25 protein-coding genes, 1 tRNA gene and 3 pseudogenes are annotated in these 24,721 nt (G+C 38.6%); 2 read left to right on the forward strand and 27 right to left on the reverse strand.

Translation table 11 applies throughout. The features are described from left to right. Positions 1 to 57: 57 nt before the first annotated feature. A tRNA-Glu gene (locus HT698_RS08715) sits at positions 58 to 129 on the reverse strand. A 61-nt stretch (positions 130 to 190) separates the two neighbouring features. Further along, the gene (gene rlmD / locus HT698_RS08720; protein ID WP_173218973.1) at positions 191 to 1,546 is read right to left on the reverse strand and encodes a 23S rRNA (uracil(1939)-C(5))-methyltransferase RlmD; all 1,356 of its coding nucleotides are present in this window, start codon (positions 1,544 to 1,546) and stop codon (positions 191 to 193) included. A 37-nt stretch (positions 1,547 to 1,583) separates the two neighbouring features. Here rlmD and recX point away from each other — a divergent pair, with 37 nt between their 5' ends. Together recX and HT698_RS08730 are read left to right on the forward strand one after the other, a co-directional pair. Then, entirely contained in the window at positions 1,584 to 2,360 is a 777-nt protein-coding gene (gene recX, locus HT698_RS08725; RefSeq protein WP_173218970.1) for a recombination regulator RecX, read from the forward strand. An 88-nt stretch (positions 2,361 to 2,448) separates the two neighbouring features. Then, positions 2,449 to 2,982, forward strand: a complete 534-nt coding sequence (locus HT698_RS08730; RefSeq protein ID WP_000775321.1) for a DUF402 domain-containing protein — start codon at positions 2,449 to 2,451, stop codon at positions 2,980 to 2,982. Between the two features lie 69 nt (positions 2,983 to 3,051). On the opposite strand, the gene HT698_RS08735 is transcribed toward HT698_RS08730, so the two are convergent. From HT698_RS08735 to ply, 25 genes and pseudogenes are all read right to left on the reverse strand, one after another. Beyond that, positions 3,052 to 3,819, reverse strand: coding sequence for an epoxyqueuosine reductase QueH (locus tag HT698_RS08735; RefSeq protein ID WP_000567567.1), 768 nt, complete (start codon positions 3,817 to 3,819; stop codon positions 3,052 to 3,054). 137 nt (positions 3,820 to 3,956) lie between these two features. Continuing rightward, the gene (groL, locus tag HT698_RS08740; RefSeq protein WP_173218967.1) at positions 3,957 to 5,567 is read right to left on the reverse strand and encodes a chaperonin GroEL; all 1,611 of its coding nucleotides are present in this window, start codon (positions 5,565 to 5,567) and stop codon (positions 3,957 to 3,959) included. A 15-nt stretch (positions 5,568 to 5,582) separates the two neighbouring features. Continuing rightward, positions 5,583 to 5,867: a co-chaperone GroES gene (gene groES / locus HT698_RS08745; RefSeq protein WP_000917328.1), complete on the reverse strand. Its 285-nt coding sequence runs from the start codon at positions 5,865 to 5,867 to the stop codon at positions 5,583 to 5,585. 309 nt (positions 5,868 to 6,176) lie between these two features. After that, a complete protein-coding gene (locus HT698_RS08750; RefSeq protein ID WP_033683132.1) occupies positions 6,177 to 7,031 on the reverse strand; it encodes a PTS system mannose/fructose/sorbose family transporter subunit IID in 855 nt (284 codons plus the stop codon). After that, complete coding sequence (locus HT698_RS08755) at positions 7,012 to 7,854, reverse strand: PTS sugar transporter subunit IIC (RefSeq protein ID WP_173218976.1); 843 nt, start codon at positions 7,852 to 7,854, stop codon at positions 7,012 to 7,014. The genes HT698_RS08750 and HT698_RS08755 overlap by 20 nt, the downstream gene beginning before the upstream one ends. A 23-nt stretch (positions 7,855 to 7,877) precedes the next feature. Next, entirely contained in the window at positions 7,878 to 8,372 is a 495-nt protein-coding gene (locus HT698_RS08760) for a PTS sugar transporter subunit IIB (RefSeq protein WP_020903146.1), read from the reverse strand. 26 nt (positions 8,373 to 8,398) lie between these two features. Continuing rightward, the gene (locus tag HT698_RS08765; RefSeq protein ID WP_020903145.1) at positions 8,399 to 8,836 is read right to left on the reverse strand and encodes a hypothetical protein; all 438 of its coding nucleotides are present in this window, start codon (positions 8,834 to 8,836) and stop codon (positions 8,399 to 8,401) included. 160 nt (positions 8,837 to 8,996) lie between these two features. Beyond that, a pseudogene (locus HT698_RS10410) lies at positions 8,997 to 10,289 on the reverse strand (extracellular solute-binding protein). Beyond that, positions 10,286 to 10,969, reverse strand: coding sequence for a response regulator transcription factor (locus HT698_RS08780; RefSeq protein WP_033683129.1), 684 nt, complete (start codon positions 10,967 to 10,969; stop codon positions 10,286 to 10,288). The pseudogene HT698_RS10410 and the gene HT698_RS08780 overlap by 4 nt, the downstream one beginning before the upstream one ends. Continuing rightward, positions 10,944 to 12,281 carry a sensor histidine kinase gene (locus tag HT698_RS08785; protein ID WP_173218958.1) on the reverse strand — a complete coding sequence of 446 codons (1,338 nt, stop codon included), beginning with the start codon at positions 12,279 to 12,281 and terminating at the stop codon, positions 10,944 to 10,946. Before HT698_RS08785 ends, HT698_RS08780 begins: the two co-directional genes overlap by 26 nt. Further along, entirely contained in the window at positions 12,281 to 13,246 is a 966-nt protein-coding gene (locus tag HT698_RS08790; RefSeq protein ID WP_173218955.1) for a substrate-binding domain-containing protein, read from the reverse strand. Before HT698_RS08790 ends, HT698_RS08785 begins: the two co-directional genes overlap by 1 nt. Positions 13,247 to 13,333: 87 nt before the next feature. Beyond that, the gene (locus HT698_RS08795; RefSeq protein WP_000282442.1) at positions 13,334 to 13,729 is read right to left on the reverse strand and encodes a single-stranded DNA-binding protein; all 396 of its coding nucleotides are present in this window, start codon (positions 13,727 to 13,729) and stop codon (positions 13,334 to 13,336) included. A 77-nt stretch (positions 13,730 to 13,806) separates the two neighbouring features. After that, positions 13,807 to 14,568, reverse strand: coding sequence for an SDR family NAD(P)-dependent oxidoreductase (locus HT698_RS08800; protein WP_173218951.1), 762 nt, complete (start codon positions 14,566 to 14,568; stop codon positions 13,807 to 13,809). 41 nt (positions 14,569 to 14,609) lie between these two features. Then, positions 14,610 to 15,236, reverse strand: a complete 627-nt coding sequence (gene ytpR, locus HT698_RS08805; protein WP_173218948.1) for a YtpR family tRNA-binding protein — start codon at positions 15,234 to 15,236, stop codon at positions 14,610 to 14,612. A gap of 15 nt (positions 15,237 to 15,251) precedes the next feature. Continuing rightward, positions 15,252 to 15,569 carry a thioredoxin family protein gene (locus HT698_RS08810; RefSeq protein WP_173218945.1) on the reverse strand — a complete coding sequence of 106 codons (318 nt, stop codon included), beginning with the start codon at positions 15,567 to 15,569 and terminating at the stop codon, positions 15,252 to 15,254. Continuing rightward, positions 15,566 to 15,865 carry a DUF4651 domain-containing protein gene (locus tag HT698_RS08815; RefSeq protein ID WP_001815024.1) on the reverse strand — a complete coding sequence of 100 codons (300 nt, stop codon included), beginning with the start codon at positions 15,863 to 15,865 and terminating at the stop codon, positions 15,566 to 15,568. Before HT698_RS08815 ends, HT698_RS08810 begins: the two co-directional genes overlap by 4 nt. A gap of 204 nt (positions 15,866 to 16,069) precedes the next feature. Further along, positions 16,070 to 16,267, reverse strand: a pseudogene (locus HT698_RS08820) (N-acetylmuramoyl-L-alanine amidase family protein); the annotation flags it as partial. A 243-nt stretch (positions 16,268 to 16,510) separates the two neighbouring features. Then, positions 16,511 to 17,185, reverse strand: coding sequence for a hypothetical protein (locus HT698_RS08825; RefSeq protein ID WP_050243275.1), 675 nt, complete (start codon positions 17,183 to 17,185; stop codon positions 16,511 to 16,513). Between the two features lie 4 nt (positions 17,186 to 17,189). After that, the gene (locus HT698_RS08830; protein ID WP_050243276.1) at positions 17,190 to 17,636 is read right to left on the reverse strand and encodes a LytTR family DNA-binding domain-containing protein; all 447 of its coding nucleotides are present in this window, start codon (positions 17,634 to 17,636) and stop codon (positions 17,190 to 17,192) included. Positions 17,637 to 17,855: 219 nt separating this feature from the next. Further along, complete coding sequence (locus HT698_RS08835) at positions 17,856 to 18,359, reverse strand: phosphatase PAP2 family protein (RefSeq protein ID WP_173218942.1); 504 nt, start codon at positions 18,357 to 18,359, stop codon at positions 17,856 to 17,858. Positions 18,360 to 18,454: 95 nt separating this feature from the next. Next, on the reverse strand, positions 18,455 to 20,215 hold the full coding sequence (locus HT698_RS08840; protein ID WP_173218939.1) for an ABC transporter ATP-binding protein: 1,761 nt from the start codon (positions 20,213 to 20,215) through the stop codon (positions 18,455 to 18,457). Further along, positions 20,205 to 21,974 carry an ABC transporter ATP-binding protein gene (locus tag HT698_RS08845; protein ID WP_173218936.1) on the reverse strand — a complete coding sequence of 590 codons (1,770 nt, stop codon included), beginning with the start codon at positions 21,972 to 21,974 and terminating at the stop codon, positions 20,205 to 20,207. Before HT698_RS08845 ends, HT698_RS08840 begins: the two co-directional genes overlap by 11 nt. Next, a complete protein-coding gene (locus HT698_RS08850; RefSeq protein ID WP_173218933.1) occupies positions 21,949 to 22,419 on the reverse strand; it encodes a MarR family transcriptional regulator in 471 nt (156 codons plus the stop codon). Before HT698_RS08850 ends, HT698_RS08845 begins: the two co-directional genes overlap by 26 nt. 176 nt (positions 22,420 to 22,595) lie before the next feature. Continuing rightward, the gene (locus HT698_RS08855) at positions 22,596 to 23,312 is read right to left on the reverse strand and encodes a YebC/PmpR family DNA-binding transcriptional regulator (protein WP_000532883.1); all 717 of its coding nucleotides are present in this window, start codon (positions 23,310 to 23,312) and stop codon (positions 22,596 to 22,598) included. Positions 23,313 to 23,974: 662 nt separating this feature from the next. Further along, positions 23,975 to 24,721 (reverse strand): annotated as a pseudogene (gene ply, locus HT698_RS08860) (cholesterol-dependent cytolysin pneumolysin); the annotation flags it as partial.

The raw sequence follows: 24,721 nt of genomic DNA on the forward strand, positions 1-24,721 counted from the left end.
CTTTTTTGAAACTTTTTTAATCTTTTTTTCATCAAGTGTTCCTACCGCAACATACCATAGTCCGTACGGGATTCGAACCCGTGTTACCGCCGTGAAAAGGCGGTGTCTTAACCCCTTGACCAACGGACCAGAGTTGTTATTTTCAACTCTTACTATTATACAGGCTTTTCTAACTTTGTCAACACCTTTTTTAAACTTTTTTTATTAATTTTACAACTGCTTCAGTTCGAGCGGTGTGTGGGAACATATCGACCGACTGGATATAATGGATATCGTAGACTTCTACTAATCTTACCAAATCCCTTGCCAAAGTTGAAACATTACATGAAATATAAACCATTTTTTCTGGCACATAGGTAAGAATAGTGTCTAACAACTTATCATCCAGACCTGTACGCGGTGGATCCACAATCAGTGCATCTGCTCGGTATCCTTCCTTGTACCAACGAGGAATAATCTCTTCTGCTGTTCCAGCTTCATAATGAGTATTGTCAAATCCCATTCTTTTAGCATTTCGCTTGGCATCTTCAATAGCTTCTGGAATAATATCCATACCTCTGAGTGTTTTAACTTTCTTTGCAAAGGCAAATCCAATTGTTCCAACTCCACAATAAGCATCAATCAAATGATCTTCTTTATTAACATCCAAGGCTTTTACCGCCTCGTTATAAAGAACTTCTGTTTGTTCAGGATTTAGTTGATAGAAAGCTCGAGGGGATAGTGAAAATTCATAATCGAGAACACCTTCTTGAATACTCTCTTGTCCCCAGATAATCTCTGTCTTTTCACCATAAATCTCACTGGTTTTAGCTGTATTTGTATTCACAGCTACTGTCACAACTTCTGGAAAATCTTTAACTAAGTCTTTTACTAGTTGGGTTAAATTAAGCTGACGATTTGTAACAATAATAATCTGAACCTGTCCAGTCTTTCTTGCTCGTCGAACCATTATAGTTCTAACACCTAGAACTTTTCTCTCATCCGTGATTGGAATCTGGTGATAAGTAAGTAATTCCGCTAGACGATTAGCAATCACTTGGGTTTCCTTGTCTTGTACCAGGCAGTCTTTCAACTCTACTAAATAGTGAGAGTTTTGTGCATATAAGCCCGCCTTGACCTGATTCTTAAATTTTCGAGTCTGAAATTGTAACTTAGCACGGTAGTACTTTGGTTCCTGCATTCCAATAGTTGGACGGATTTCATAATTTTCATATCCTGCAGGGGCAAATTTTTTCAGCGCTTGGTGAAGTAAGTCCGTCTTGAACTCCAGCTGCTTATCATAATGCAGATGCATAATTTGGCAGCCTCCGCATTCATTGTAAATAGTACAAGCTGGCACAACTCGAAATTTAGACTTCTTGTTGACCTTCAGTAATTTTGCCTCAACAAAGTTACGTTTAATAGAAGTAATCTGACAATAGATATCTTCTCCTTTTAAAGCTCCAGGTACAAAGACTAATGTTTTTTGATAAAAGCCGATTCCCTCACCATTAATTCCCATGCGCTTGATTTTTAATGGTATTTTTTGTTTCACTTTCAGATTCATACCCCTATCTTATCACATTTTGAGTTATAATAGAACTATGAAAATCACAAAACTTGAAAAGAAAAAAAGACTCTATCTGATGGAACTTGATAATGGCGACAAATACTACATCACTGAAGACACAATTGTTCGTTTTATGTTATCGAGAGATAAGGTTATAAGCGAAGAGGAATTGAAAGAGATTCAGGACTTTGCCAAATTTTCTTACGGTAAGAATCTGGCCCTCTACCACCTATCCTTTAAAGCACGTACCGAAAAAGAGGTCAGAGAATATCTGAAAAAATACGATATTGATGAAAGCATAGTTGCGCAAGTCATTGTTAATCTTAAAGAAGATAAGTGGATTAATGATAGCCAGTACGCTTATGCTATCATCAATGCCAATCAACTTTCAGGAGACAAGGGGCCTTATGTACTGACTCAGAAACTAGCACAAAAGGGGATTTCAAAATCTACTATAGAACAGAACTTGAAAGAATTTGATTTTTCGGAAGTTGCTCAACGTGTAGCCAATAAACTATTGAAAAAATATGAGGGAAAACTTCCAGCTCGTGCCTTGCAAGATAAGATAATCCAGAACTTGACTAACAAGGGCTTCTCTTATTCTGATGCTAAAATTGCCTTTGACGACTTAGATATCCAAGTTGACCAAGAAACGACTCAAGAACTCATCTTCAAGGAACTTGATAAGCAATATGCTAAGTATGCCAGAAAGTATGAAGGATACGAACTGAAACAGCGTTTAACTCAAGTTTTAGCACGAAAGGGCTATGATTTTTCGGATATAGCAAGCGCTCTTAGAGAATATCTTTAATATTTCCAAGTGAAATTCACAGATTTTAGATAATTTTATGGTACAATAGTAAATGATAAACTTATAAATTGTAGAAAGTTGGTTAGTTATGAAGCTTCCAAAAGAAGGCGACTTTATTACAATTCAAAGTTATAAGCATGATGGGAGTCTCCACCGAACTTGGCGGGACACCATGGTACTAAAAACAACAGAAAACGCCATTATTGGTGTCAACGATCATACACTTGTTACCGAAAGTGATGGTCGTCGTTGGGTCACTCGAGAACCGGCTATTGTTTACTTTCACAAGAAATATTGGTTTAATATCATTGCCATGATTCGTGATAATGGAACTTCTTACTATTGCAATATGGCTAGCCCCTACTATCTGGATGAAGAAGCACTGAAGTATATTGATTACGATTTGGATGTTAAAATTTTTACAGATGGGGAAAAACGTCTTTTGGACGTTGAGGAGTATGAGCGTCACAAACGCAAAATGAATTATTCTGATGACTTGGACTATATTTTAAAAGAACATGTCAAAATTCTTGTTGATTGGATTAACAATGGACGTGGTCCTTTCTCAGAAGCCTATGTAAACATTTGGTACAAGCGCTATGTAGAACTAAAGAATCGGTAAAGTTGTCAAACTGGGGTTAAGACCCCGGTTTTTTATTTGAAAAACCCAGCTTTTCAGCTGGGTTGGTCTCTATATATCTAATTTAGTAACAGTAAATTTGATGTGGGAATAGTCTTTTTCAACATCCTTATCCAGCAAAAAAGCCGTGGCATCCTTCTTAACCTGAACCAGGTCAATATTCTGGGCTTGTGCTGCATAGACACATCCACAATAACATTGACGATAGATATCATACTCCTCACACATCTCTACTGAACGTTTGTAGCCTTGATTTTTCTTGAAATCACTGGGAAGATAGTGAGTGGTATAAATCTTTTGCACATCGATTCCTATGCTGTTGATAGTTTGAGAATTCTTATGAGGACTAATGGTCAAGGCTGAGCCAAAGTAGTCAAAACCCAAGTCCATAGCCACTTGCGCTGTCTTATCCAGTCGGTAGTCAAAGCAAACCTTGCAACGATCGCCTCCTTCAGGCTCTTCCTCCAATCCTCTAACCAATTTTCGGTATTCATTTGGTTCGTAGGGAGCTTCTAGGTACTGGACCGTATTTCCTGTTCGCTCATTGAAATCACTGACAAACTTTTTAGTCACATAAGCACGCTTATGGTATTCTGCCTTGGGATGGATATTAGAATTGGCAAAATAGATGGTCACGTCTGCATACTTAGTCAAATATTCTAGAGTATAGGTACTGCAAGGGGCACAGCAAACATGCATGAGAATGGTTGGCCGTTGCTCATTTTTCTCCCATACTTGTACCATCTTCTGCATGACACGGTCATAATTAATCTTCTGATTGGGGTTCATCTTGCTCAGAATTTCTTCTACATCGATCATGTTCTTCTCCTTTTTCTAGTCTTATTTTATCATATAAGTTAGGAGAGCTCAAATCAATTTAGAAGTGAATATCATAAAAAGGAGGGTTAGTCATTCCCTCCTTTTGTGTTTTTTATAAGTTGTTTTCTATAGAAAGCTTACATCATGCTTGGATCCATTGCTGGAGCTGGAGCTACTGGTTCTGGCTTATTGGCTACGACTGCTTCTGTTGTCAAAATCAAGCTAGCTACAGATGCTGCGTTTTGAAGAGCTGAACGACTCACTTTAACTGGATCGATAATCCCTTGATCAATCATGTTGACCCACTCGCCAGTTGCTGCGTTGAAGCCTGTACCAAGCTCGGCATTTTTCAAACGATCGATAACGATAGATCCTTCAAATCCTGCATTGTGGGCAATTTGACGAACAGGTTCTTCCAAGGCACGGAGAACAATATTGCGACCTGTTGATTCGTCTCCTGTCAATTCCAAATCAGCCACGGCTGGGATGACATTGGCAAGGGCTGTTCCACCACCTGCAACGATACCTTCTTCAACAGCTGCACGAGTAGCGTTGAGGGCATCTTCAATACGGAGTTTCATTTCTTTCAACTCAGTTTCAGTTGCAGCTCCGACCTTGATGACTGCTACACCACCTGACAATTTTGCCAAGCGTTCTTGCAATTTTTCACGGTCAAATTCAGAAGTTGTGGTTTCAATTTGAGACTTGATAACTGCAACACGGTGAGAAATCGCTTCAGGATTTCCAGCCCCTTCTACGATAACAGTGCTATCTTTGTCCACAGTTACTCTCGCTGCTTGACCAAGAGCTTCAATTGTCGCATCTTTCAACTCAAGACCAAGGTCTTCTGTGATAACTGTTCCGCCTGTTAAGATGGCAATGTCTTCAAGCATGGCTTTGCGACGGTCACCAAAACCAGGTGCCTTAACTGCTACTACATTGAAGGTTCCACGAATCTTGTTCAAAACAAGGGTTGGAAGAGCTTCACCATCCACATCATCCGCAACAATCAAGAGTGGACGGTTGCTTTGGAGAATGCTTTCTAGAAGTGGCAAGATCTCTTGGATATTTGAAATCTTCTTGTCTGTAATCAAGATGTATGGATTTTCAAGATCAGCCACCATTTTTTCGCTATCTGTCACCATATACTGTGAAAGATAACCACGGTCAAACTGCATACCTTCTACAACTTCAAGTTCTGTTTCCATACCACGTGACTCTTCGATAGTGATGACTCCATCTTTGCCAACTTTTTCCATGGCCTCAGAGATGTATTCACCTACTTTTTCGGAACGAGAAGAGACGGCGGCAACCTGAGCGATGGCTTCTTTGTTGGCAACTGGGATGGCGTTGTTTTTCAAGGCTTCTACTGTTGCGGCAACTGCTGTTTCAATCCCACGACGAATACCGATTGGATTGGCACCTGCTGTGACGTTTTTGATTCCTTCACGAACGATTGCTTGGGTCAAAACAGTTGCAGTTGTAGTCCCATCACCTGCAATATCATTGGTTTTTGAAGCTACTTCTGATACCAATTTGGCACCCATATTTTCAAAATGGTCTTCCAACTCGATTTCTTTAGCAATGGTCACACCGTCATTGGTAATCAAGGGTGAGCCAAATGATTTTTCCAACACAACGTTTCGACCTTTTGGTCCCAAGGTTACTTTAACAGTGTCTGCAAGGATATCGACACCACGAACCATAGCTGAACGAGCATCTGATGAAAATTTAATTTCTTTTGACATACTTACTTTCTCCTTCTATTCTTCAATGATTGCCAAGATGTTAGCTTCGCCTACGATGATGTACTTTTCATCGCCATCTTTGACATCAAGACCTGCGTGGGCTTCAACTAAGACACGGTCTCCAGGCTTAACGCTTGGAGCTACCAAGTCACCGTTCAAAGTACGAACACCTTGTCCAGTAGCTACAACTTGGGCTGTTTTTGTTTTTTCTTGGGCTGAGCCTGCAAGGACAAAGCCTCCAACAGTTTGTTCTTTTTCTTCGATTTTCAAGACCACACGGTCTCCTAATGGTTTCAACATCTGTTTTCCTCCATAATGAGATAGATAGTATTAGCACTCTTTACACTTGAGTGCTAATTCATAGTTCTATTGTATCACTTGGTCAGAAATAGTCAAGAAAAAAGTCTGACTTTCTGAGGATGAATAGATAAATTTCTTTATCCTAATTTTGCACTTTAATAATATAGAATTTTATAGAATTTTAATGAACTGGATTTATGGAATTAGTATTTTCGTTAATTCTTTTACAAAAAATACCGAAACTCTAAATCCTTATATTACGCATATATAAAAAACAACGATTACAAACCGTTGCTTTTTTACATACTATTAATATTTCAAGCCTGGATTGAAAAATCCTAAAGCGACTCCTACAAGTGCAATAACTACCAATAGTAGCATTACCCAATTTGGAGAAACTTTCTTTTTAGCCATTAGCCACCAACATAGAACAATAAAACCTGCTGTTAAAAGACCTGGATAAACACCATCAATCTTTTCTTGTAAGTTTAAAAATGTTTCTCCATCTCCATTTTTCAGCTCTAGCGCCGTAGTGACAGATACCCAAGTTGCTGCAACAGCTCCTATGACCATACCACCAACAACACTAATTGATTTTCTTAGCGCCTGACCTTTAGGACCTACTAAAAATTCTACTGCTTTATCTCCAAGTTCATATCCTTTAAAATAAGCAAAACGCATTCCAAGATAGACTAATAGATTCCATGCAATAATATAGAATATTGCACCAGAAATATTTCCTCCTTTAGAAAGACCTAGAGCTATCCCCAAAAGAACAGGAATTAATGTTCCTACAATAAGTGAATCTCCAATACCTGCAATAGGCCCCATTAGACCAGCTCGCATTCCATTGATGGTTTCACTATCTACGGCATCTCCATTTGCACGCGCTTCTTCCAAACCAGCTGTTATCCCAACTACTAGAGAACCCAACTGTGGCTCAGTATTAAAGAATGCTGTGTATGTTTGCATAGCTTCTTTTTGTTCTTCCTTAGTATCATACATTTCTTCTACAATTGGAAGCATAGAAGTTAAATATCCAAAAGTTTGCATATGTTCTTGAGAAAAACATGTCAGATGTCCATAGAACCAGTGGTGAAATGATTTTGTCAATGTTTTTCTTGATATTTTTTTTCGACTCATTCTAAATATCCTCCTCTTCATCAAGTCCCATATCACTGACAACTGCTGTCGTACGGGCAGATTTAATAACTTCTAATTCATAATAAATTACTGCAAAAATTAATGACACAACACCACTTGCTACTAAGTTCAAGCCTAAAGATTTTGCTAACGTGAACCCGACAAAGAAAGGAATAAAGTCTGTTGTTTTTGTAACAATTTGTTTCAAAAGTATTGCAATACCCACACATGGAAGGAGTGCTCCTACAGTAAATAGAGACTTCATTACAAAACCATCCATCGGAAGATATACTTTCATAAGATCAACCATATCTGGTCCAAATTTTGTAATAATCATTGTTGGTAAGAAAGAAAAGATAAAATGTGAAATCCAAGGATATACCCAATCAACAGCATATAACTTCTTAAAATCACCTTTCTCTACAGCTTTCCATCCAATGTGTTGCCAAAGCAAGTTCATAGTAGCTGTACCATAGAATAAAACAGTTCCAATTGTTCCAACCGCGGCTCCAATTGGCGCTGCTGCTGCTGCAATCGCCACTTCACCTGAAATATTATTTGCATGAACAAATAGGATAGATAACGGAATTCCGATATAAGAAATTGCCCGTACATCGGCCGATACAGTTCCACCAGGTGTCACTAAGGCAATATATAATACCTGTAAAGCCACACCAACGATTACCCCTGTTGTTATATCTCCTAATATTAAACCTACAATTAAACCACCAACTAATGGACGCCCCAAAGTATAGTTACCAATACTGGATCCCCCCATACCTGGCATCGATGCTAAACTTGCAAACAATCCTAAAAGAGCTGCTTGAATCCAAGAAATTTCCATCATTTTGTCTCCTTATTTCATTATTAAAATCCAAATTTTGATTTAAAATCACTCCAATAGCCAATAGATACATCTGGTAATAATTGGAATCTAACTTTATATCCTGCTTTTTCAATTGCTTCTAGTGCAACTGCTTCCTCTTGAGTAATTGATTGATTATTTCCCAACTTGATAGCACCTGGTCTATCGTTAGCAGGTCCTACAATAATTTCTTTAACATCTCCTGGAATAAAGCCCTGGTCTACTAAAATTTCTTTCATATCAATTGGATTCTTAGTAATCAAAAAATATCTACTATCCGATTCTGTTACTTTAGATGATTTTTCTTTAAATGCTTCCTTTGTCCAAACAAATGTTTTTTTATCTGACGCACCTTTATAGGCCTGAATTAAAACCTTATTGGATGCAGCAGCATCATTTACTGCAATTAATCCATCACATGGATGTTCTTTTGCCCATCTAGTGACTGTTTGTCCATGAATCATTCTATCGTCAATTCGTACAAATGTTACTACCATAATTTTTTATCCCTTTCCTTATATAACTAAATATCGTCTTCTTCATTAAGATTATCATCCGATCCGACTTCAAATTCCTGTAGAGCTGAGGATGATTCGTTTAATATCGTAGAAACAAGTTCACTTCCAGTCAGAATGTCTTTCATTACCACTGCTGTAAGTGCCATTGTTAAGTTCATACCTCCCAAAATAGTTGCATTCTCTAATTTTCCAAATTCTTCTAATACTGTTGCAACAGTTGTTAAAGGACTTCCCCCAACAATATCTGCTAAAACAAGAACCGAATCATTTTCATCCAGAGATGCAATAACATTCTTGACCTCTACAGAAAAACCTGCAAGACTTTCTCCATCTTTTAAGCCAATCGCTATGACATCATCTACCTTATCCGAAGCAAACATAGAAAGAGATGATTTCAATCCCTCTGCGAGTCCTCCATGACTGACTAATATCAAATACTTCATATTTCCCTCCTTTTATTGATTTTATTCTATCATCCTTATCTTCACTTTATAATTGTTAAATGTCACAAAAGTTTATTGATAAATGTCAATAAAAAAATGACAAATGTCAATAAAGACATCTGCCATGTTCGTATTATTTAAGAAATAATAATCTTGATATCTATTTAAGGGTTCCTATATCTAGTTCTTTTTGTAACTTAATAAGACTACCTTCAATATCCGTGTTATTTTCATCCATAGATAATGCTTCTAATCTTTCTTCTATTCCAACTAATGATTTTGAATCTATCCCTTTTGAAATAGTTGTAATTGAATTTTTCATTATATAATCCAGTGAAGTAGTCGTTAAGGCATTTTGACCAATCATTCCTTTCTTCATCAACTCTTCACTTTTCAAACTAGTTACTACCTCTGGTAACACTGAGCTTCCTTGACCCTTGTTAAATAAATTTTGTTGAATTTCACGATTATTTGTTAAAAATTCTATAAACGATACGGCAAGTTTTGAATTGCGAGCACGCGAAGAAACCACGTATAAGGAAGTATCTGTTACAGTAGAACGAATGTCTTCCTTTGTCGTTGGCAATGAAATACATGTCCAGTTAAAATTTGTATATTTGGCCACATGATAAGGAAAAGGTTTGTATGTGCGATATTGTGCCAAACTCATTGGATAAAAGGCCACATGGCCTTCATCAAAATCTTTATAGGTTACTTTGTAGCGCCCGTTTAATTGATTCAATCCCCTTATATAGGATAAAGCATCCTTCATTTCTGACGAATCTATACGAGGAATACCACTCTCAGAAATAGTGACGCCAAAAGCTGCTAGAGATTCTTTCCAACTATATCCTGTTATCCCAAATTGATCAACGATTCCATCTCCATCGGTATCTTTTGTAATTTTTTTACTAATCTCATATAGATCTTTCAGTGTCCACCCTACTTTAGGAATTTCAATGCCCTCTCTTAAAAGTAAATCTTGATTTACACACATCAACATGGGATTGCTTTCATATGGAAGACCGTATAAATCATCTCAGTATTTTGCTGCCTGCAAAGATACATCATAGAAATTAGAGGCATCTTCTTGAGACAGATAGGAATTTAGGTTTTTTAAAATACCTTTTGATGCAAATAAAGATATTTGGTCGCTTGATAATAGAAATACATCCGGTTCAGAACCTTTTAAAATTTGACTTGAAATCCAATTAGAATACTCCTCCTTAGGAATACCTGAATCATATACAATCCTAACTCCTGGATGAAGCTCTTCAAATTTCTTAATAGCCTCATCTAGTACATAGCTGTTATTCCCTGTAGGAATTCCCCAACTAGAATCAGAATAAAAACCCAGCCTAATAATCTTTATCTGCTTGTTTTCCCAAATAAGAAATAAACTCAAGCAACTTAACACAAACAGTATCGCTAGAAACAATTGCTTTACTTTCATTTATCCATTTCCTTCGAAAAATTCTTTTGTGTCACACCTGTTTGTACAGCCCATATGGCTAACTGTGTCCTATCTCTCAAATTTAGTTTTGAAAGAATGATAGAAAGGTAATTGCGCACTGTTCCCTCGGATAAAAAAAGATTACTGGCAATTTCCTTATTTGATTCTCCAAATGCCACTTGCTGAATAATTTTCCATTCTGTCAGTGATATATTTTCAATATTCTCTTCCTTCACAGTAATAGAAAAATTGGTCTGTGCCATCTGCGAGAACAATTGAAATACCTTACTGGCTATATTAGGATTAATCATAGCTCCACCTTTATACACTGTCTGAATGGCTTGATATAACTCGTCTGTTGAAACTCCTTTTAATAAATAGCCAGATGCACCATATTTTAAAGCACTAAAAATAAATTCGTCGTCATCAAATGTTGTTAAGATTATAATTTTTATATTTGGAAAACGTTTTTTGATTTCTTTTGTAGCCAATACTCCGTCCATTCTGGGCATTCTAATGTCCATTAAAATTATATCCGGTTTTACAGTCATAATGTTATCCATAGCTTCGATACCATCACCAACGACGGATACAACATCAATATCAGCATATACTGATAAAATGATCTGCAAAGACTCTCTAATTAACGCCTGATCATCTGCAATCATTACCTTTATCATATACTTCACCTCCTATTTTTGGAAAAACTATTTTAGTATAAAATCCTTCCCTATTTTCAAAATGAATAGAACCACCTAAAATAGAAACTCGCTCTCTCATTTGTTTCAAGCCATACCCAATTTGTAAGTCGTCAAAACCTATTCCATTATCGTGCAAAACTATTATGTTGTTATCCTCACTCATAAAATGAATGCTCATTTTACTAGCATGTCCATGACGAACAGAATTTGTCATAGATTCTTGTATAATCCTAAAAATAGTATCTTCCTGTATCACATCTAAATCAATATTTCCCCATTCATATTTTAGATCTACAGAGAGTTTAGATAGAGACTCATACTCACTAATCATTAATATTAGAGCATCTTTTAAACCATTTTTTTGCAAAGCTCCCGGTCTTAGTCTATGTAATGATCCCCTAACATCTTTTATCCCCTCTCTAACTGCATTTGAAACATTTTTCAACTGTTCTTTAGCACGGATAGGATGAACATCAATTAGTACAGAAACAGCATCAATCCCTGCTGAAATTCCTGTCAATGCATGTCCTAGAGTATCATGAATTTCTCGAGCAATTCTTTTCCTTTCTCGATCTTCAGCAATTTTCTCTGATAATGATATATAATGATTCAATTCAGTGTTGACTCTAGATAACATTTTAAGCTCTTCCTCAATATGATGATGTTCTTTAATCACGTATAGGATATAAGACAATAAAGAGATAATGAAAATAATAACATTTAATGATGTCAATGCATTTTCTAAAAATAACACTACACCTCGTATGGAGGATGGATAAAATTGGATATAGGCAGAAAGAGATGGAACTTTTATAAATAGTGACAAGATTTCATAGTCTGTTAAAAGTAACATTAAAAAACTCAAGAAAATAAAAATAATCCAAGAACGTTTACTGTCAGAGTCTTGAAACTCTCTTGAACTATAGAATATATCAGCAAAAACTAGTAATATTATTCCATTGTATGACAGATTTTGTGACCATATAACACCAATCATTAATACTATTTCAAACAAATTCCATTTTGAAAAAATTGGCCATTTTTTCTCAGTTGAATACATTTTATAGGTAGATATAAAAATAATACCGACGAAAAAAATAATTGAATACCAAAAAATCTGGTCAGGTGATTTTGAAATATTATTTAATTCTCCCAATAAAAGCATCATCTGTCCCTTTGAAATTACATAGTTTGTAATCTGTATATACAAAGCTCCATTGTATACAATGGTTAGAAAATTAATTAACAAAAGCAAAATGATAGAATACTGGACACCTTTTACCTGTTTCATTACTGCCACCCATTAATATCAAACTGAATTATATTATTTTTATCAACAAATTGTACAGGTATAGTATATAATTCTTCAACTTCTTCTTTTTTTACTAATAAATCTATTGTTTCCGATACTTTTCTACCCATATGAGATGGAAATTGAGCAACCGTTCCCGTAACTTCATCTGTTGTAGCTAATAAATGCTTCATATCTGGTGAACCATCTATTCCATAAATAAGTTTTTTTGAAATTATTTTCGATTCTTTAATTGCTGCCAAAGCTCCTATAGCGGCTCTATCATTTAAAGCCACTATAACATCAAATGTTAGACCTTCAGATAACGCAGCATCTACAGTAGCCATAGCATACTCTGTTTGACCAACCGTTTCTCTTTCTGAGATAATTTGATAAGATTCTTCTGATTTTATTGTATCCAAAAAACCAGTTATTCTCTGGTTAGCTGATAAAGCATCTTTATGCGTCAACAAAAGAATATGAGCATTTGAGGTACGTTTCATCAAATCCTTGGCAATTAATATCCCAGCATGGTAATTATCAGAAACTATGCTCGTATCAACTTTTATATTATTCAACTGACTATCTACTGCTATAACTCTAATTCCAAAATTCTTTGCCCTACTTAACGCTTCTACAATTTGCTCGCTATCACTCTTAACCGGATTAATAACAATAACATTCACTCGCTTCTCTATAAACTCATCAATTTGTTTACTCTGTTTTTCTTCACTCATCTCTGCATCCCGAGTATACAATATCTGACCTTCTGAATCAGAATAGCGTTGAATCTCATTATGTAAATGTCTATAAAATTCACTATTCATCGTCATATAAGTCGCTCCAACTTCTATTTGTCCCGGAATAGGATCTGTCTGACTCACATGAGTATAAATCGCAAAAACAAATACAACTACTGTACAAAATATAATTTTGACGATTGTTCTTGTATATTCTCTACTCATTCCAACCTCCAAAAAGTTTCAACTAGTTCATTGTAACACATTTAGACAGTATAAAAAAGCCTGAGACCAACTCAGACTTTTCAATGTTTAAAATGGCAATTCTTCCTCTTCCAAAACCAAATCTGCCAAATCCTGCCCAGCGTTATTTTCTCGCATAGCACGTTGGGCACGACTTTCCAAGAGTTGGAATCCTGTGACGAGGACTTCGGTCACGTAGTTCATTTGACCATTTTTCTCAAAGCGACGGGTACGCAATTCCCCATCAACGGAAATGAGACTACCTTTGGTTGCGTAGCTTGCCAAAGTTTCTGCTAGTCTGCCCCATAGGACCATATTGACAAAATCAGCTTCACGTTCACCATTTTGGTCTTTGTATCGACGATTCACAGCGATAGTTGCTCGCGCTACTGACTTGTCATTGTTGGTTTTGTGCAATTCTGGTGTAGACGTTAAACGTCCAATAAGAATAACTTTATTATACATATTTTCTTCCTCCTACTTATCTATTCGTAGGAAATCAAAAAAAGTTACAGAAATTTGTAACTTTTCGAGGAAATTTTTTACTTTTTATGAACCATGAAACCTGTCGCTTGTTGATTTGCCATAATGGTCATATCTGTAATCTGCACACGACGAGGTTGACTGGTCACATAGACTACTGTGTCTGCAATATCCTGAGCTTGCAAGGCTTCGATTCCTTGGTAAACGGACGCAGCTCGTTCTTTATCACCGTGAAAACGTACCGTCGAAAAATCTGTTTCGACAATTCCAGGCTGAATGGTCGTCACCTTGATATCCGTTGCGATGGTATCAATTCGCAATCCATCTGAAAAGGTCTTAACCGCTGCCTTGGTAGCTGAATAAACTGCTGCACCTGCATAGGCATAAATTCCTGCGGTTGACCCCATGTTGATGATATGTCCTTGATTGGCTTTTACCATTGCTGGCAAGAAAGAGCGAGTGACTGCCATCAAACCTTTGACATTGGTATCCAGCATGGTCAACATATCCAACTCTTCATAGTCCTGATAGGGTGCTAAACCTAGAGCAAGTCCGGCATTGTTGACCAGAATATCAATCTGACCTATCGTTTCCAAAATATCGGAGCAGACAGTCTTGACCATGGTCATATCCGTCACATCTAATGAAAAGGTCCAAACTGTTTGACTAGGAAAAGTTTTTGCAAACTCTGACTTGAGGGCTTCTAGTCTGTCTATCCGTCGTCCAGTTAGAACGACATTCTCACCCTGCTCCAGATAAGCACGCGCAATCGCTTCACCGATTCCTGATGTCGCTCCTGTAATCACTACATTTTTTGCCATCTTATTTCCTTCTATCTAGTGGTCCAGATACTGATAACTTCCTAAGCAGTCCAATGCTTAGCCGGGTCGAATGGTGTTCCGACAACTTGGTCTTCTGATAATTCAATAATACCACGTTTTTGCGGAGCATTTGGCAAAGCAAGTTCACGAGGGCTGCACATCATTCCAAAACTCTTTTCGCCACGAAGTTCACCTGGGAAAATGAGGTTGCCTTTTGGCATCATAGCTCCAGGAAGAGCTACAATAGTTTTCAATCCAAGACGCGCATTTGGAGCTCCGGCAACAATTTGCACAGTCTTATCACTTGCGACTGCAACTTGGCAGATATTGAGGTGGTCACTATCTGGATGGGCTACCATCTCAACAATTTCACCGACAACAAACTTAGGTTCCTTGTCATTAACAATTTCCTCTGCGAAACCTTCCGTTTGTAATTCTTGGTTCAAACGAGCGACTTGCTCATCTGATAAAAAGACTTGACCACGCTCTGCAATTTCAAATAAACTTGAAACTTCAAAAATATTCCAAGCCACTGTTTCCCCATTATCTTTGAGGAAAACACGAGCTACCTTACCTTTGCGTTCCACATCTAGTTTGGCATCTCCGCTGTTTTTCACGATGACCATAAGGACATCACCGACATGTTCTTTGTTATATGTAAAAATCATTGTTTCCTTTTTCTCCTACTTCAGTCCTGCTAAAAAGTCGTTAATTTGTTGCTTGCTTTTACGGTCGCGATTAACAAAACGACCGATTTCCTTGTCCTTTTCTAGAACAACAAGGCTAGGAATTCCGTAAACATCCCAGAGTTTGGCCAAATCCATATACTGGTCTCGGTCCACACGAATAAAGGTGAACTCTGGATTGGTCTCCTCAATTTCTGGCAAGGCAGGATAGATATAACGACAATCGCCACACCAGTCTGCTACAAAAAGAAAGACCTTCTTGCCATCTTTTTCCACTAAAGATGCTAATTCTTTTAAACTTGCTGGTTGTATCATAAAACTTCCTCCTCATAGACTAGGTCTTCATTTTCATAGACAAAGGTATAATGACGGCCATCCTCAAAAATGACACCGCCAACCAAGCTCTCCAGACTACTTTCATAGACTTGAACATAGAGGGTCGCAATTTCCCCCATGTCTGAAAAATGGTCTCGCACAATCGCTGTCAACTCTTCCTGAGTCTTCATGAGCTTATGGTCATCTGCAACTTTTTTCGTAGCAAGGGCAAGGCTCCCAATACCAAGCAGAGCCAGACCTGCCATCCACATTTTTTTAGCTTTCATACCATTCATTTTAACACAAAAAAGGCTTTAGGACAAATGAGGAAGCAGCAGAAAAACAAGTAAAAAGCCTCTTCCTTTAAGGAAAAGGACTTCTTATACTCAATGAAAAGCAAAGAGCAAACTAGGAAGCTAGCCGCAGGTTGCTCAAAACAGCGTTTTGAGGTTGTGGATGACGCTGGCGTGGTTTGAAGAGATTTTCGAAGAGTATTATTCTTATTGCCAGGCACCTGAGTTGCCAACGTAGTAACCATCAGGTGTGTAGGTATTGCGAAGCATCTTACCTGATGAAGCCAGATAATACCACTTACCATTGTCTTTGATCCAATCATTCGCTTGCATGGCACCAGAAGAACTTACATAATACCATTCTCCCTTGTCATAAACCCAAGCGCTTACTTTCATAGCTCCTGAGCAATTAAAGGTTCAAAAAGCTGTCCAATATCATTCATTTTTTTAAAAACATTTGACACTACATCATCCACGCTGTAGGACATAGATACATCAAACGTAAGAGCCAAAATATCGAAAAATATACAACTTTTAAAGGCAACATTTCATTTTTTAAAGTCTAACAACCATAGAACTGAAATCAGAGCAAGGCATCAATTTCCTACTCTTAGTACGCCTATTTTGATGATTGAAGTGAAGATTTTTTTATTTAACGTAGACAATCCCCAATTTCCCAAAAGCCACATCTCCACGGATAATCAAGGTTTTACTTGTTGGGGCTAGAGAAGTATCTGCCTTGGCTACACCACAGAAAGTTTCCACCTTCAAATCAACTCTCCAATGTTGGGGAACATAGATAACTGCCTTTCCAAAACCAACTTCTACTTTCAGGGTTGCAGTATCTCCTAAAATCTCTGCATTGTCGTAATATATCTTGGCATTGCCAAAACCAACTTCTACTTGATCCTCTACCAATTCTTGATTTTGCTTGTAGAAAGTCCCAGTCCCAAAAGCAACTTCCTTATCTGTAAGAATGTTTTTTTCACCATCATACCACCATTTTTTTCCATTCCAAGTTCTGTTAGAATGAGTGAGTGCGCTGACACCCATTACGATTAAAATACTAGCTAAAATAAGCGAAATAGGAGATAGCTGAATCCAATCATAAAAAAGATTCACTATATTTAATGCTGTTAATGCTAAAAAAGTGGCACTTGTCCAATGATGCCTAAGGGAAGATTCTATTGCCTTATACAATAGAAAAGCGATAAAGACAAAAGGAGAATACTTAGTCTCCAAAGATGGAACACCATAATGTCCCTGTAATAAAATCCATGCTGCCAATACTAGCAACACAATACCAAATGCTTTCTTTTTCATGTTCTTACCTCATGTTTCTTAGATTTTCTTTTAGGAGGGATTGATAGTACCGCGACACGTGAACCTCCTTGTGGGTCTGATAAAAGGAAATGGTGCCCGTTCCTGAAAAGGACTTGTCCACCGAATAGATTTGCCGAATATTAGCGATCGTTGACTTGGATACCCGACTAAAATAGCGAGGAAGGATAGACTCTAACTCATAGAGTTTGAGCCGAACTTCGTAGGCATCTTTCTGGGTATGGGCATAAATCTTGCTACCTTCTGTCTCAAAGAAGAGAATTTCCGACAAGTCCAGATAATATTCACCTGTTCCCTTGTAAAAAATCAACCGAGGAGACTTGGACTCTTGCAAGAGGCGCTGTAAATCCGCAATCTCATCTGTCAAAGTCGCTGCCTTGATGACAATTTCAGTTTCCTCTAAATTGCTGTCAATTTCGATTCGTAACTTCATTCCATCTCCTTTCTGACTCTACTATATCAAAGCTAAAATAAGAAAACAAGAGCAAAAAAGCAAGTGGTTACTTTAGGCACGTAAGTGGTTCTAGGACCGCCTTATACTCTTCGAAAATCAAATTCAAACCACGTCAGCGTCGCCTTACCGTACTCAAGTACAGCTTGCGGCTAGCTTCCTAGTTTGCTCTTTGATTTTCATTGAGTATTAACTTACAGGTCAAAATAGAAAGAAAATCACACCCCACACAAGACCACAAATATAGCCAACCACTACATCCTTGGGAAAATGCACTCCACCTAAGACTCTCACGAGACCGAGGAGGGCTGACAAAACCAACAAGATAACCCCTACAGATAAACTAGCATGTAAACAAGTCATGGAGATAATGGTTGCTGAAAAGACATGACGACTGGGCATAGACTGACCAGGACTATCTCTGTCAAGCAAGGGTTTAATATCCCATTCCTCATAAGGCCTAGGGGCATTGATTTTCTTACGAAGAAAGGACAAAATCACAAAACCTGACGCTGGAATAAACACATAGATACAGACCTGTTTCCCAAGTCCTTGTTGGAGATAGGTAGTTGCTAACAAGGTTAGATAAACTATAGGCATAACTACTGTCATGAAGCGATTGAAAGCTCTCAGCAATCTCAGAAAGATAGGCTTATTTTCAATATTAGCAGCAATATGGTCATACCATTCTTGATAATTTTTCATATATTTTCTCATTACTTACTCAAATTTTGCTTGCAGGGAAACACTTATCTTCTAGTATAGTGCAGAAAAAGAAGGCCGTCAAGCCTTCTTTCGGTTTATTCTTCTGCTTCGTCTTCTGTAAACTGACTGTTGTAGAGGTCAGCGTAGAAGCCTGCTTGCGCCATTAGCTCCTCATGATTTCCTTGCTCGATGATATTGCCATCTTTCATAACAAGAATCAGGTCAGCATTGCGGATGGTTGACAAGCGGTGGGCAATGACAAAGGAAGTTCTACCTTCCATCAAACGGTCCATGGCTTTCTGGATCAATTCCTCCGTCCGTGTATCAACCGAAGAGGTCGCCTCATCTAGGATTAGGAGTGGCGCATCTTTCAACAAAGCACGAGCGATGGTCAAGAGTTGTTTTTGTCCGACAGACAAGGTCACTGTATCATCCAAGACGGTATCGTAACCATCTGGTAGGGTCATTATAAAGTGGTGAATCCCTACAGCCTTGCTGGCTTCAATCACGCGCTCATCACTAATATCCTTTTGGTTATAGATAAGATTGTCGCGGATAGTTCCTTCAAAGAGCCAGGTGTCCTGCAAGACCATTGAAAAGGCATCGTGTACTTCCGAACGCTTCATCTCCTTGGTATCGACACCATCGATACGGATGCTTCCCTTATCAATCTCATAGAACTTCATCAAAAGATTGACAATGGTTGTCTTACCAGCTCCAGTAGGTCCGACAATGGCAACCTTTTGACCTGCATGAGCGGTCGCAGAAAAATCGTGGATGATAGTCCGATCAGGAGTATAACCAAAAGAAACTCGATCAAAGACCACTTGACCTTTCATATCTCTCAATTGTCTTTCTTTATGGGATTCGTCTTCCATTTCCTCTTCAGCTAGGAATTCGAAGACGCGTCCCATAGCTGCGCTAGCCTGCTGAAGACTGGTAATCCCTTGAGCGATTTGTGAAAGAGGCTGAGAAAAGATACGAACATAGGCCATAAAGGCAACGATAATCCCGATACTAATCTGCCCATTCAGAGCTAAGGCTGCACCAACGATAATCACTAAGGCATAGCTAAAGTTCCCAATGAACATCATAATCGGCATCATAATCCCTGAAATAAATTGAGATTTCCAGATACTATCATACAGACGATGATTTAATGTTGCAAATTCTTCTTTGGTGCTCTCGATGGCATTGTAACTGGTCACCACATTATGGCCAGAGTACATTTCTTCCACATAACCATTGACAGCTGCCAAATCCTGTTGCTGACTCTTAAAGAAGCCCTGGGATTTGCCCATAAAGACAGACACGAAAGCAAAGCCAACAAGAGTTGACACAATCGTCACCAAGGCTAAAATCCAGTTCATCCCAAACATGGTTATCAAGACTGCCAAGACTAATAAACTAGATGAAAGAACCGTTGCCAGACTTTGATTGAGGGACTGGGCTGCAGTATCAACATCATTAGTTACACGAGACAAGGTATCTCCTTGAGAGTGTCCATCAAAATATCCCAATGGAAGGCGATTAATTTTCTCTGCAATGGCTCTTCTCAAACGCTCTGAAAAACGTTGAATGGCTGTTGTAAACAGAAAGGCCTGTAAATAATTTGATAGAAGTCCGATCACATAAATCACGGCCAAAAAACCACCAATAGCTGCAACCGCCGCGACATCCACACTTGTTTCCAAACCACTGGCAATAATATTAGTCATTTCCTTGATGCGGGTTGGACCATAAACAGTAATGATATTGGATACGATTGTTGCTAGAAAGGCTATCAGAAGGGCAAACTGGAGACCTGCAAGATAGGGTTTACTCTGTTTCCAAAGAGACATTTTCTTATTTTCCATGTTCCAATTCCTCCTTCGATAGTTGTGAATAGGCAATTTCTTGGTAAACTTCGTTATTAGCTAGAAGTTCCTTGTGGGTGCCTTGTCCCACGACTTTTCCTTGATCCAAGACCAAAATCAAATCTGCATCCATAATCGTTGAAATACGCTGTGCAACGATAAGCTTGGTCATAGACTTGGTTTTCTCTGCTAGCTCTTGGCGTAGGACACGGTCTGTCTTGTAATCCAAGGCTGAGAAGGAGTCATCAAAGATGAGGATTTCTGGCTTCCGAGCCAAGGCACGCGCAATTGCCAGACGCTGTCTTTGTCCACCTGAGAAGTTGGTTCCTCCTTGGGCCACTTCTGACGCTAAGCCCACTTCCTTGTCTTCGATAAAGTTCTTAGACTGGGCCAATTCCAAGGCTTGCCACATAGCTTGCTCACTAAGTGGTGTTTCTTGACTCTGTCCAAAATCTAGATTGCCCTTGACATCACCTGAAAAGAGAACCGCTTTCTGGGGAATATAACCAACCTTGTTACGCAAATCTTCTAAGGCATAGTCTTGAACATTGACACCGTCCACCAGAATTTCTCCTTCTGACACGTCGTAGAAACGTGGAATCAGATTGACCAGAGTTGATTTACCAGAACCTGTTGACCCAATAAAGGCCACTGTTTGACCAACATCTGCTCTAAAGCTAACATGCTCAATAACCGCCTCCGAATTTGCCGCATAGCGGAAGGTTACATCCTTAAATTCGACCTGACCTTTGAGGTTTTCATCAGCCAGCTGCACTTGAGCAGGGTTTTGGATAGAAGAATGCAAATCTAAAACTTGATTAATCCGCTTAGCAGAGACCATAGTTCGGGGAAGAACGATGAAGAGTGCTCCCATGAGAAGGAAGCCCATGACAACCTGCATAGCATAAGACATGAAAACAATCATGTCACTAAAGAGAGGCAGACGCGCTGTCGCAGCAGCGTCGTTAATCACATAGGCCCCAATCCAGTAAATCGCCACACTCAAACCACTTGAAATCCCCATCATGATAGGGTTCAAAATAGCCATAAGACGGTTGACAAACAAATTCAAACGGGTCAATTCATCATTTGCTGCTGCAAATTTGTCATTTTGGTAATCCTCTGCATTGTAGGCACGAACAACACGAATACCTGTTAAACTTTCACGAGTGATACTGTTCAGTTTATCAGTCAGACTTTGAATCAAGGACTGTTTTGGAAAGGCTAGCGTCATCAAAACGGTCGTCATCAAAACATTGACAATCACTGCCACAAGTACGGCCCAGAGCCAGTATTCTGAATGACCTAAAATCTTTCCTATAGCCCAGATAGCCATAATCGGACCACGCGTAACTACTTGCAAGCCCATGGTAATCAACATCTGAACCTGAGTAATATCATTGGTGGTACGAGTTAGGAGACTGGGAATAGAGAATTTCTTAATCTCTGTCTGCGAGTAATCCAAAACTCGGTTAAAAATATCACTTCTCAGCCTACTAGTATAAGAAGCCGCCACTCGGGATGCAAAAAATCCAACTGCAACTACGGACAAGAAGGCAAGAAAGGACATTCCCACCATCATGCTTGCCGGCTGCCACAACTCATCTAAATTAGTTCCTTGATTACCTAGCAAATCCGTAATTTTCGAGATATAGGTCGGCACTTCCAACTCCAGATAGACCGAAAAGCAGGTAAAGAGAATGGCTAGTAAAATCATCCCCCATTCTTTTCTACTAATTCGTTTGGCTAATTTCTTCATTCTCTCCTCCTATTCCCTTGATATTTTCCTGTAGTTGACCGAGAACTTTCTCAAAAATCAGCAATTCATCTTCATCAATGTCTTCCATCAACTGCTTGTCTATTCGTTCAAAAAAAGCCTTGACCTGTTGCATCTGAGAACGTGCTTTGTCCGTCAAACGAACAAATTTTGCCCGCTTATCGCTAGGACTCGCCTCCAATTCCACCAAACCATTTTGCACCATACGCTTGACCAAATTACTAGCAACAGACTTGCTAATATTGAGTTCCTGCTCGATATCTTTAATCAAGACCAAGTCTTGGTTTTTCTCACGATTATCCAAAAAACGAACAACCTGACCTTGAGGCCCACCCATAAATTCAATACCACAACGTTTGGCTTCCTTTTGCACCATCAGGTGAATCTGATGACCAAAACGCTTAAAGACTAACATGGGTTTATCCATACTAACTCCTTTCTAACCATTGCATTTAGTTCTCCTAGGAACTAAACAAGTTTCCATGAGAACTATTTTACCACTTTGAAAAGAGATGTCAAGAAAAAGTTTCCTAGAGAACTATTTTCTTGATTCAAAAAATCCCAAGTGATTTTTTCACTTAGGATCATGTTCTCTAGGTTAATTTAGAACCCGTCTACGTTTGTGTAGATCTTTTGTACGTCTTCGTCGTCTTCAAGGACACTGTAAAGTTTTTCAAAGGTTTCAAGGTCATCGCCTGACAATTCCACTTCTGACTGAGGAATCATTTCCAATTCTGTCACTTGGAATTCTTCGACACCTGACTCACGAAGGGCAACGATAGCCTTGTGAAGGTCAGTTGGCGCTGTGTAAACTGTGATTGTTCCTTCTTCTGCTTCTACATCATCCACATCCACATCTGCTTCTAGCAATTGCTCAAAGACTGCATCGGCATCTTCGCCAGCAAATACGATCACACCCTTGTTGTCGAAGAGGTATGAAACCGAACCTGAAGCACCCATGTTTCCGCCATTTTTACCAAAAGCTGCACGAACATTGGCTGCTGTACGGTTGACGTTAGAAGTCAAAGTATCAACAATCAACATAGAACCATTTGGCCCAAAGCCTTCGTAACGTCCTTCTGTAAAGGTTTCGTCTGTATTTCCTTTAGCCTTGTCCAAAGCTTTATCGATAACGTGTTTTGGCACTTGGGCTTGTTTAGCACGATCTATAACAAATTTCAAGGCTGAGTTCGATTCTGGATCTGGATCACCTTTTTTAGCTGCTACATAGATTTCTACACCAAATTTTGCATATACTTTAGAGTTAGCTCCATCTTTAGCCGTTTTCTTGGCTACGATATTGGCCCATTTACGTCCCATTAGGAATCTCCTTTTTTCACATTTTAATCTTTCTTATTATAACACAAGTTTTTTTGATTTTCACTAGAGGAAATGGATTTTATTAGCAAATACAGCTAGGAGAGCACTTCGGTTGCCAAGATAGCCTTGCCTTTCCATCATTATCAACATTCAAAAAAACTAGAATATTATCTGCAAATCGAAAGTTTGACAAAGTCAGCTCAAACTACTGTTTTGAGTTTGTAGATATAAGCAACAAAAACAATCATACTGCACCTTTTGTTGACAGTCTACTCCAGACATATCATAGTTCAAGTAAATACTTTGAAATTGAAATTCAACAGTTCTTATAGGTGCTATTGTATTCTAAGAAATCAATAGAAGAATTTCTAAACAAAACCATAATTTATGTGTTCCTGAAACAGAAATGTATGCTCTTTTTGATTTCACATGATACTGAAGTTAGACTAGTACACTGGCACTTCTAAAACAAGCAAAAGGTAGCTAATTCCCTGTATAGCAAGGAGTTTCACTACCCTTTTTACTTTTTCTTACAGCCACTGTTTGATAGACTCATTTTAACATCACGAGCATACTCCAATGGAAATCGCTAGGCAAGAGATAAACTTTCAGATATTCGCAGAGAGAGCATCGCCTCTTTTTGTCGCAAACATTCTTCTCTCCTAATCATTTTCTACCTTATCTTCTACCTGAGGATAGAGAGTTGTTCCCCAAATAGAAATCGTCCGCTTACGCACTAGTGGCAAATCGGTTTTTTCATAAACCGTACGCCACCATTCCCAAGCAAGTCCGGTACACTCTCTAATTTTGACAGAGAGATTGCGAACATTCCCTTTTAAAGGAATACTAGTGGTAAAATGAGCCGTCAAATCCTGGCCATTTCTGTCCCAAGCCTTAGGAGTCAAGACTTCCTTGCCTTGATAATCATAGGATAATTCATCCCAAGTAATGTAATATTGAGCAACATAGGCACCACTATGATCCAAGAGTAAATCTCCGTTTCTGTAAGCTGTCACCTTAGTCTCAACATAGTCTGTACTGTTTTGAAAGGTCGCAACTACATTGTCCCGTAAAAAAGAAGTTGTATAGGAAATCGGCAAGCCTGGGTGATCTGCTGTAAAGCGACTGCCTTCTTGAATCAAGTCCTCTACCATATCCACCTTGCCTGTTACAACTCGGGCACCCGAACTTGGGTCGCCCCCTAAAATAACCGCCTTCACTTCTGTATTGTCCAAAATCTGCTTCCACTCTGTCTGAGGAGCTACCTTGACTCCTTTTATCAAAGCTTCAAAAGCAGCCTCGACTTCATCACTCTTACTCGTGGTTTCCAACTTGAGATAAACCTGACGCCCATAAGCAACACTCGAAATATAGACCAAAGGACGCTCTGCAGAAATTCCTCTCTGCCT

Source organism: Streptococcus sp. 3109 (genome assembly GCF_013276905.1).
In the GTDB taxonomy this organism is placed as follows: Bacteria; Bacillota; Bacilli; order Lactobacillales; family Streptococcaceae; genus Streptococcus.

Coding starts and splice junctions, on each gene's coding strand:
- recX (WP_173218970.1), top strand. CDS start 1,584: ATGAAAATCACAAAACTTGAAAAGAAAAAAAGACTCTATCTGATGGAA.
- HT698_RS08830 (WP_050243276.1), bottom strand. CDS start 17,636: ATGAAGTTACGAATCGAAATTGACAGCAATTTAGAGGAAACTGAAATT.
- HT698_RS08730 (WP_000775321.1), top strand. CDS start 2,449: ATGAAGCTTCCAAAAGAAGGCGACTTTATTACAATTCAAAGTTATAAG.
- HT698_RS08800 (WP_173218951.1), bottom strand. CDS start 14,568: ATGGCAAAAAATGTAGTGATTACAGGAGCGACATCAGGAATCGGTGAA.
- HT698_RS08760 (WP_020903146.1), bottom strand. CDS start 8,372: ATGGTAGTAACATTTGTACGAATTGACGATAGAATGATTCATGGACAA.
- HT698_RS08825 (WP_050243275.1), bottom strand. CDS start 17,185: ATGAAAAAGAAAGCATTTGGTATTGTGTTGCTAGTATTGGCAGCATGG.
- HT698_RS08780 (WP_033683129.1), bottom strand. CDS start 10,969: ATGATAAAGGTAATGATTGCAGATGATCAGGCGTTAATTAGAGAGTCT.
- HT698_RS08855 (WP_000532883.1), bottom strand. CDS start 23,312: ATGGGACGTAAATGGGCCAATATCGTAGCCAAGAAAACGGCTAAAGAT.
- groES (WP_000917328.1), bottom strand. CDS start 5,867: ATGTTGAAACCATTAGGAGACCGTGTGGTCTTGAAAATCGAAGAAAAA.
- groL (WP_173218967.1), bottom strand. CDS start 5,567: ATGTCAAAAGAAATTAAATTTTCATCAGATGCTCGTTCAGCTATGGTT.
- HT698_RS08835 (WP_173218942.1), bottom strand. CDS start 18,359: ATGAAAAATTATCAAGAATGGTATGACCATATTGCTGCTAATATTGAA.
- HT698_RS08765 (WP_020903145.1), bottom strand. CDS start 8,836: ATGAAGTATTTGATATTAGTCAGTCATGGAGGACTCGCAGAGGGATTG.
- rlmD (WP_173218973.1), bottom strand. CDS start 1,546: ATGAATCTGAAAGTGAAACAAAAAATACCATTAAAAATCAAGCGCATG.
- HT698_RS08810 (WP_173218945.1), bottom strand. CDS start 15,569: ATGATACAACCAGCAAGTTTAAAAGAATTAGCATCTTTAGTGGAAAAA.
- HT698_RS08785 (WP_173218958.1), bottom strand. CDS start 12,281: ATGAAACAGGTAAAAGGTGTCCAGTATTCTATCATTTTGCTTTTGTTA.
- HT698_RS08850 (WP_173218933.1), bottom strand. CDS start 22,419: ATGGATAAACCCATGTTAGTCTTTAAGCGTTTTGGTCATCAGATTCAC.
- HT698_RS08795 (WP_000282442.1), bottom strand. CDS start 13,729: ATGTATAATAAAGTTATTCTTATTGGACGTTTAACGTCTACACCAGAA.
- HT698_RS08840 (WP_173218939.1), bottom strand. CDS start 20,215: ATGGAAAATAAGAAAATGTCTCTTTGGAAACAGAGTAAACCCTATCTT.
- HT698_RS08735 (WP_000567567.1), bottom strand. CDS start 3,819: ATGATCGATGTAGAAGAAATTCTGAGCAAGATGAACCCCAATCAGAAG.
- HT698_RS08755 (WP_173218976.1), bottom strand. CDS start 7,854: ATGGAAATTTCTTGGATTCAAGCAGCTCTTTTAGGATTGTTTGCAAGT.
- HT698_RS08750 (WP_033683132.1), bottom strand. CDS start 7,031: ATGAAGAGGAGGATATTTAGAATGAGTCGAAAAAAAATATCAAGAAAA.
- ytpR (WP_173218948.1), bottom strand. CDS start 15,236: ATGATTTTTACATATAACAAAGAACATGTCGGTGATGTCCTTATGGTC.
- HT698_RS08815 (WP_001815024.1), bottom strand. CDS start 15,865: ATGAATGGTATGAAAGCTAAAAAAATGTGGATGGCAGGTCTGGCTCTG.
- HT698_RS08845 (WP_173218936.1), bottom strand. CDS start 21,974: ATGAAGAAATTAGCCAAACGAATTAGTAGAAAAGAATGGGGGATGATT.
- HT698_RS08790 (WP_173218955.1), bottom strand. CDS start 13,246: ATGAGTAGAGAATATACAAGAACAATCGTCAAAATTATATTTTGTACA.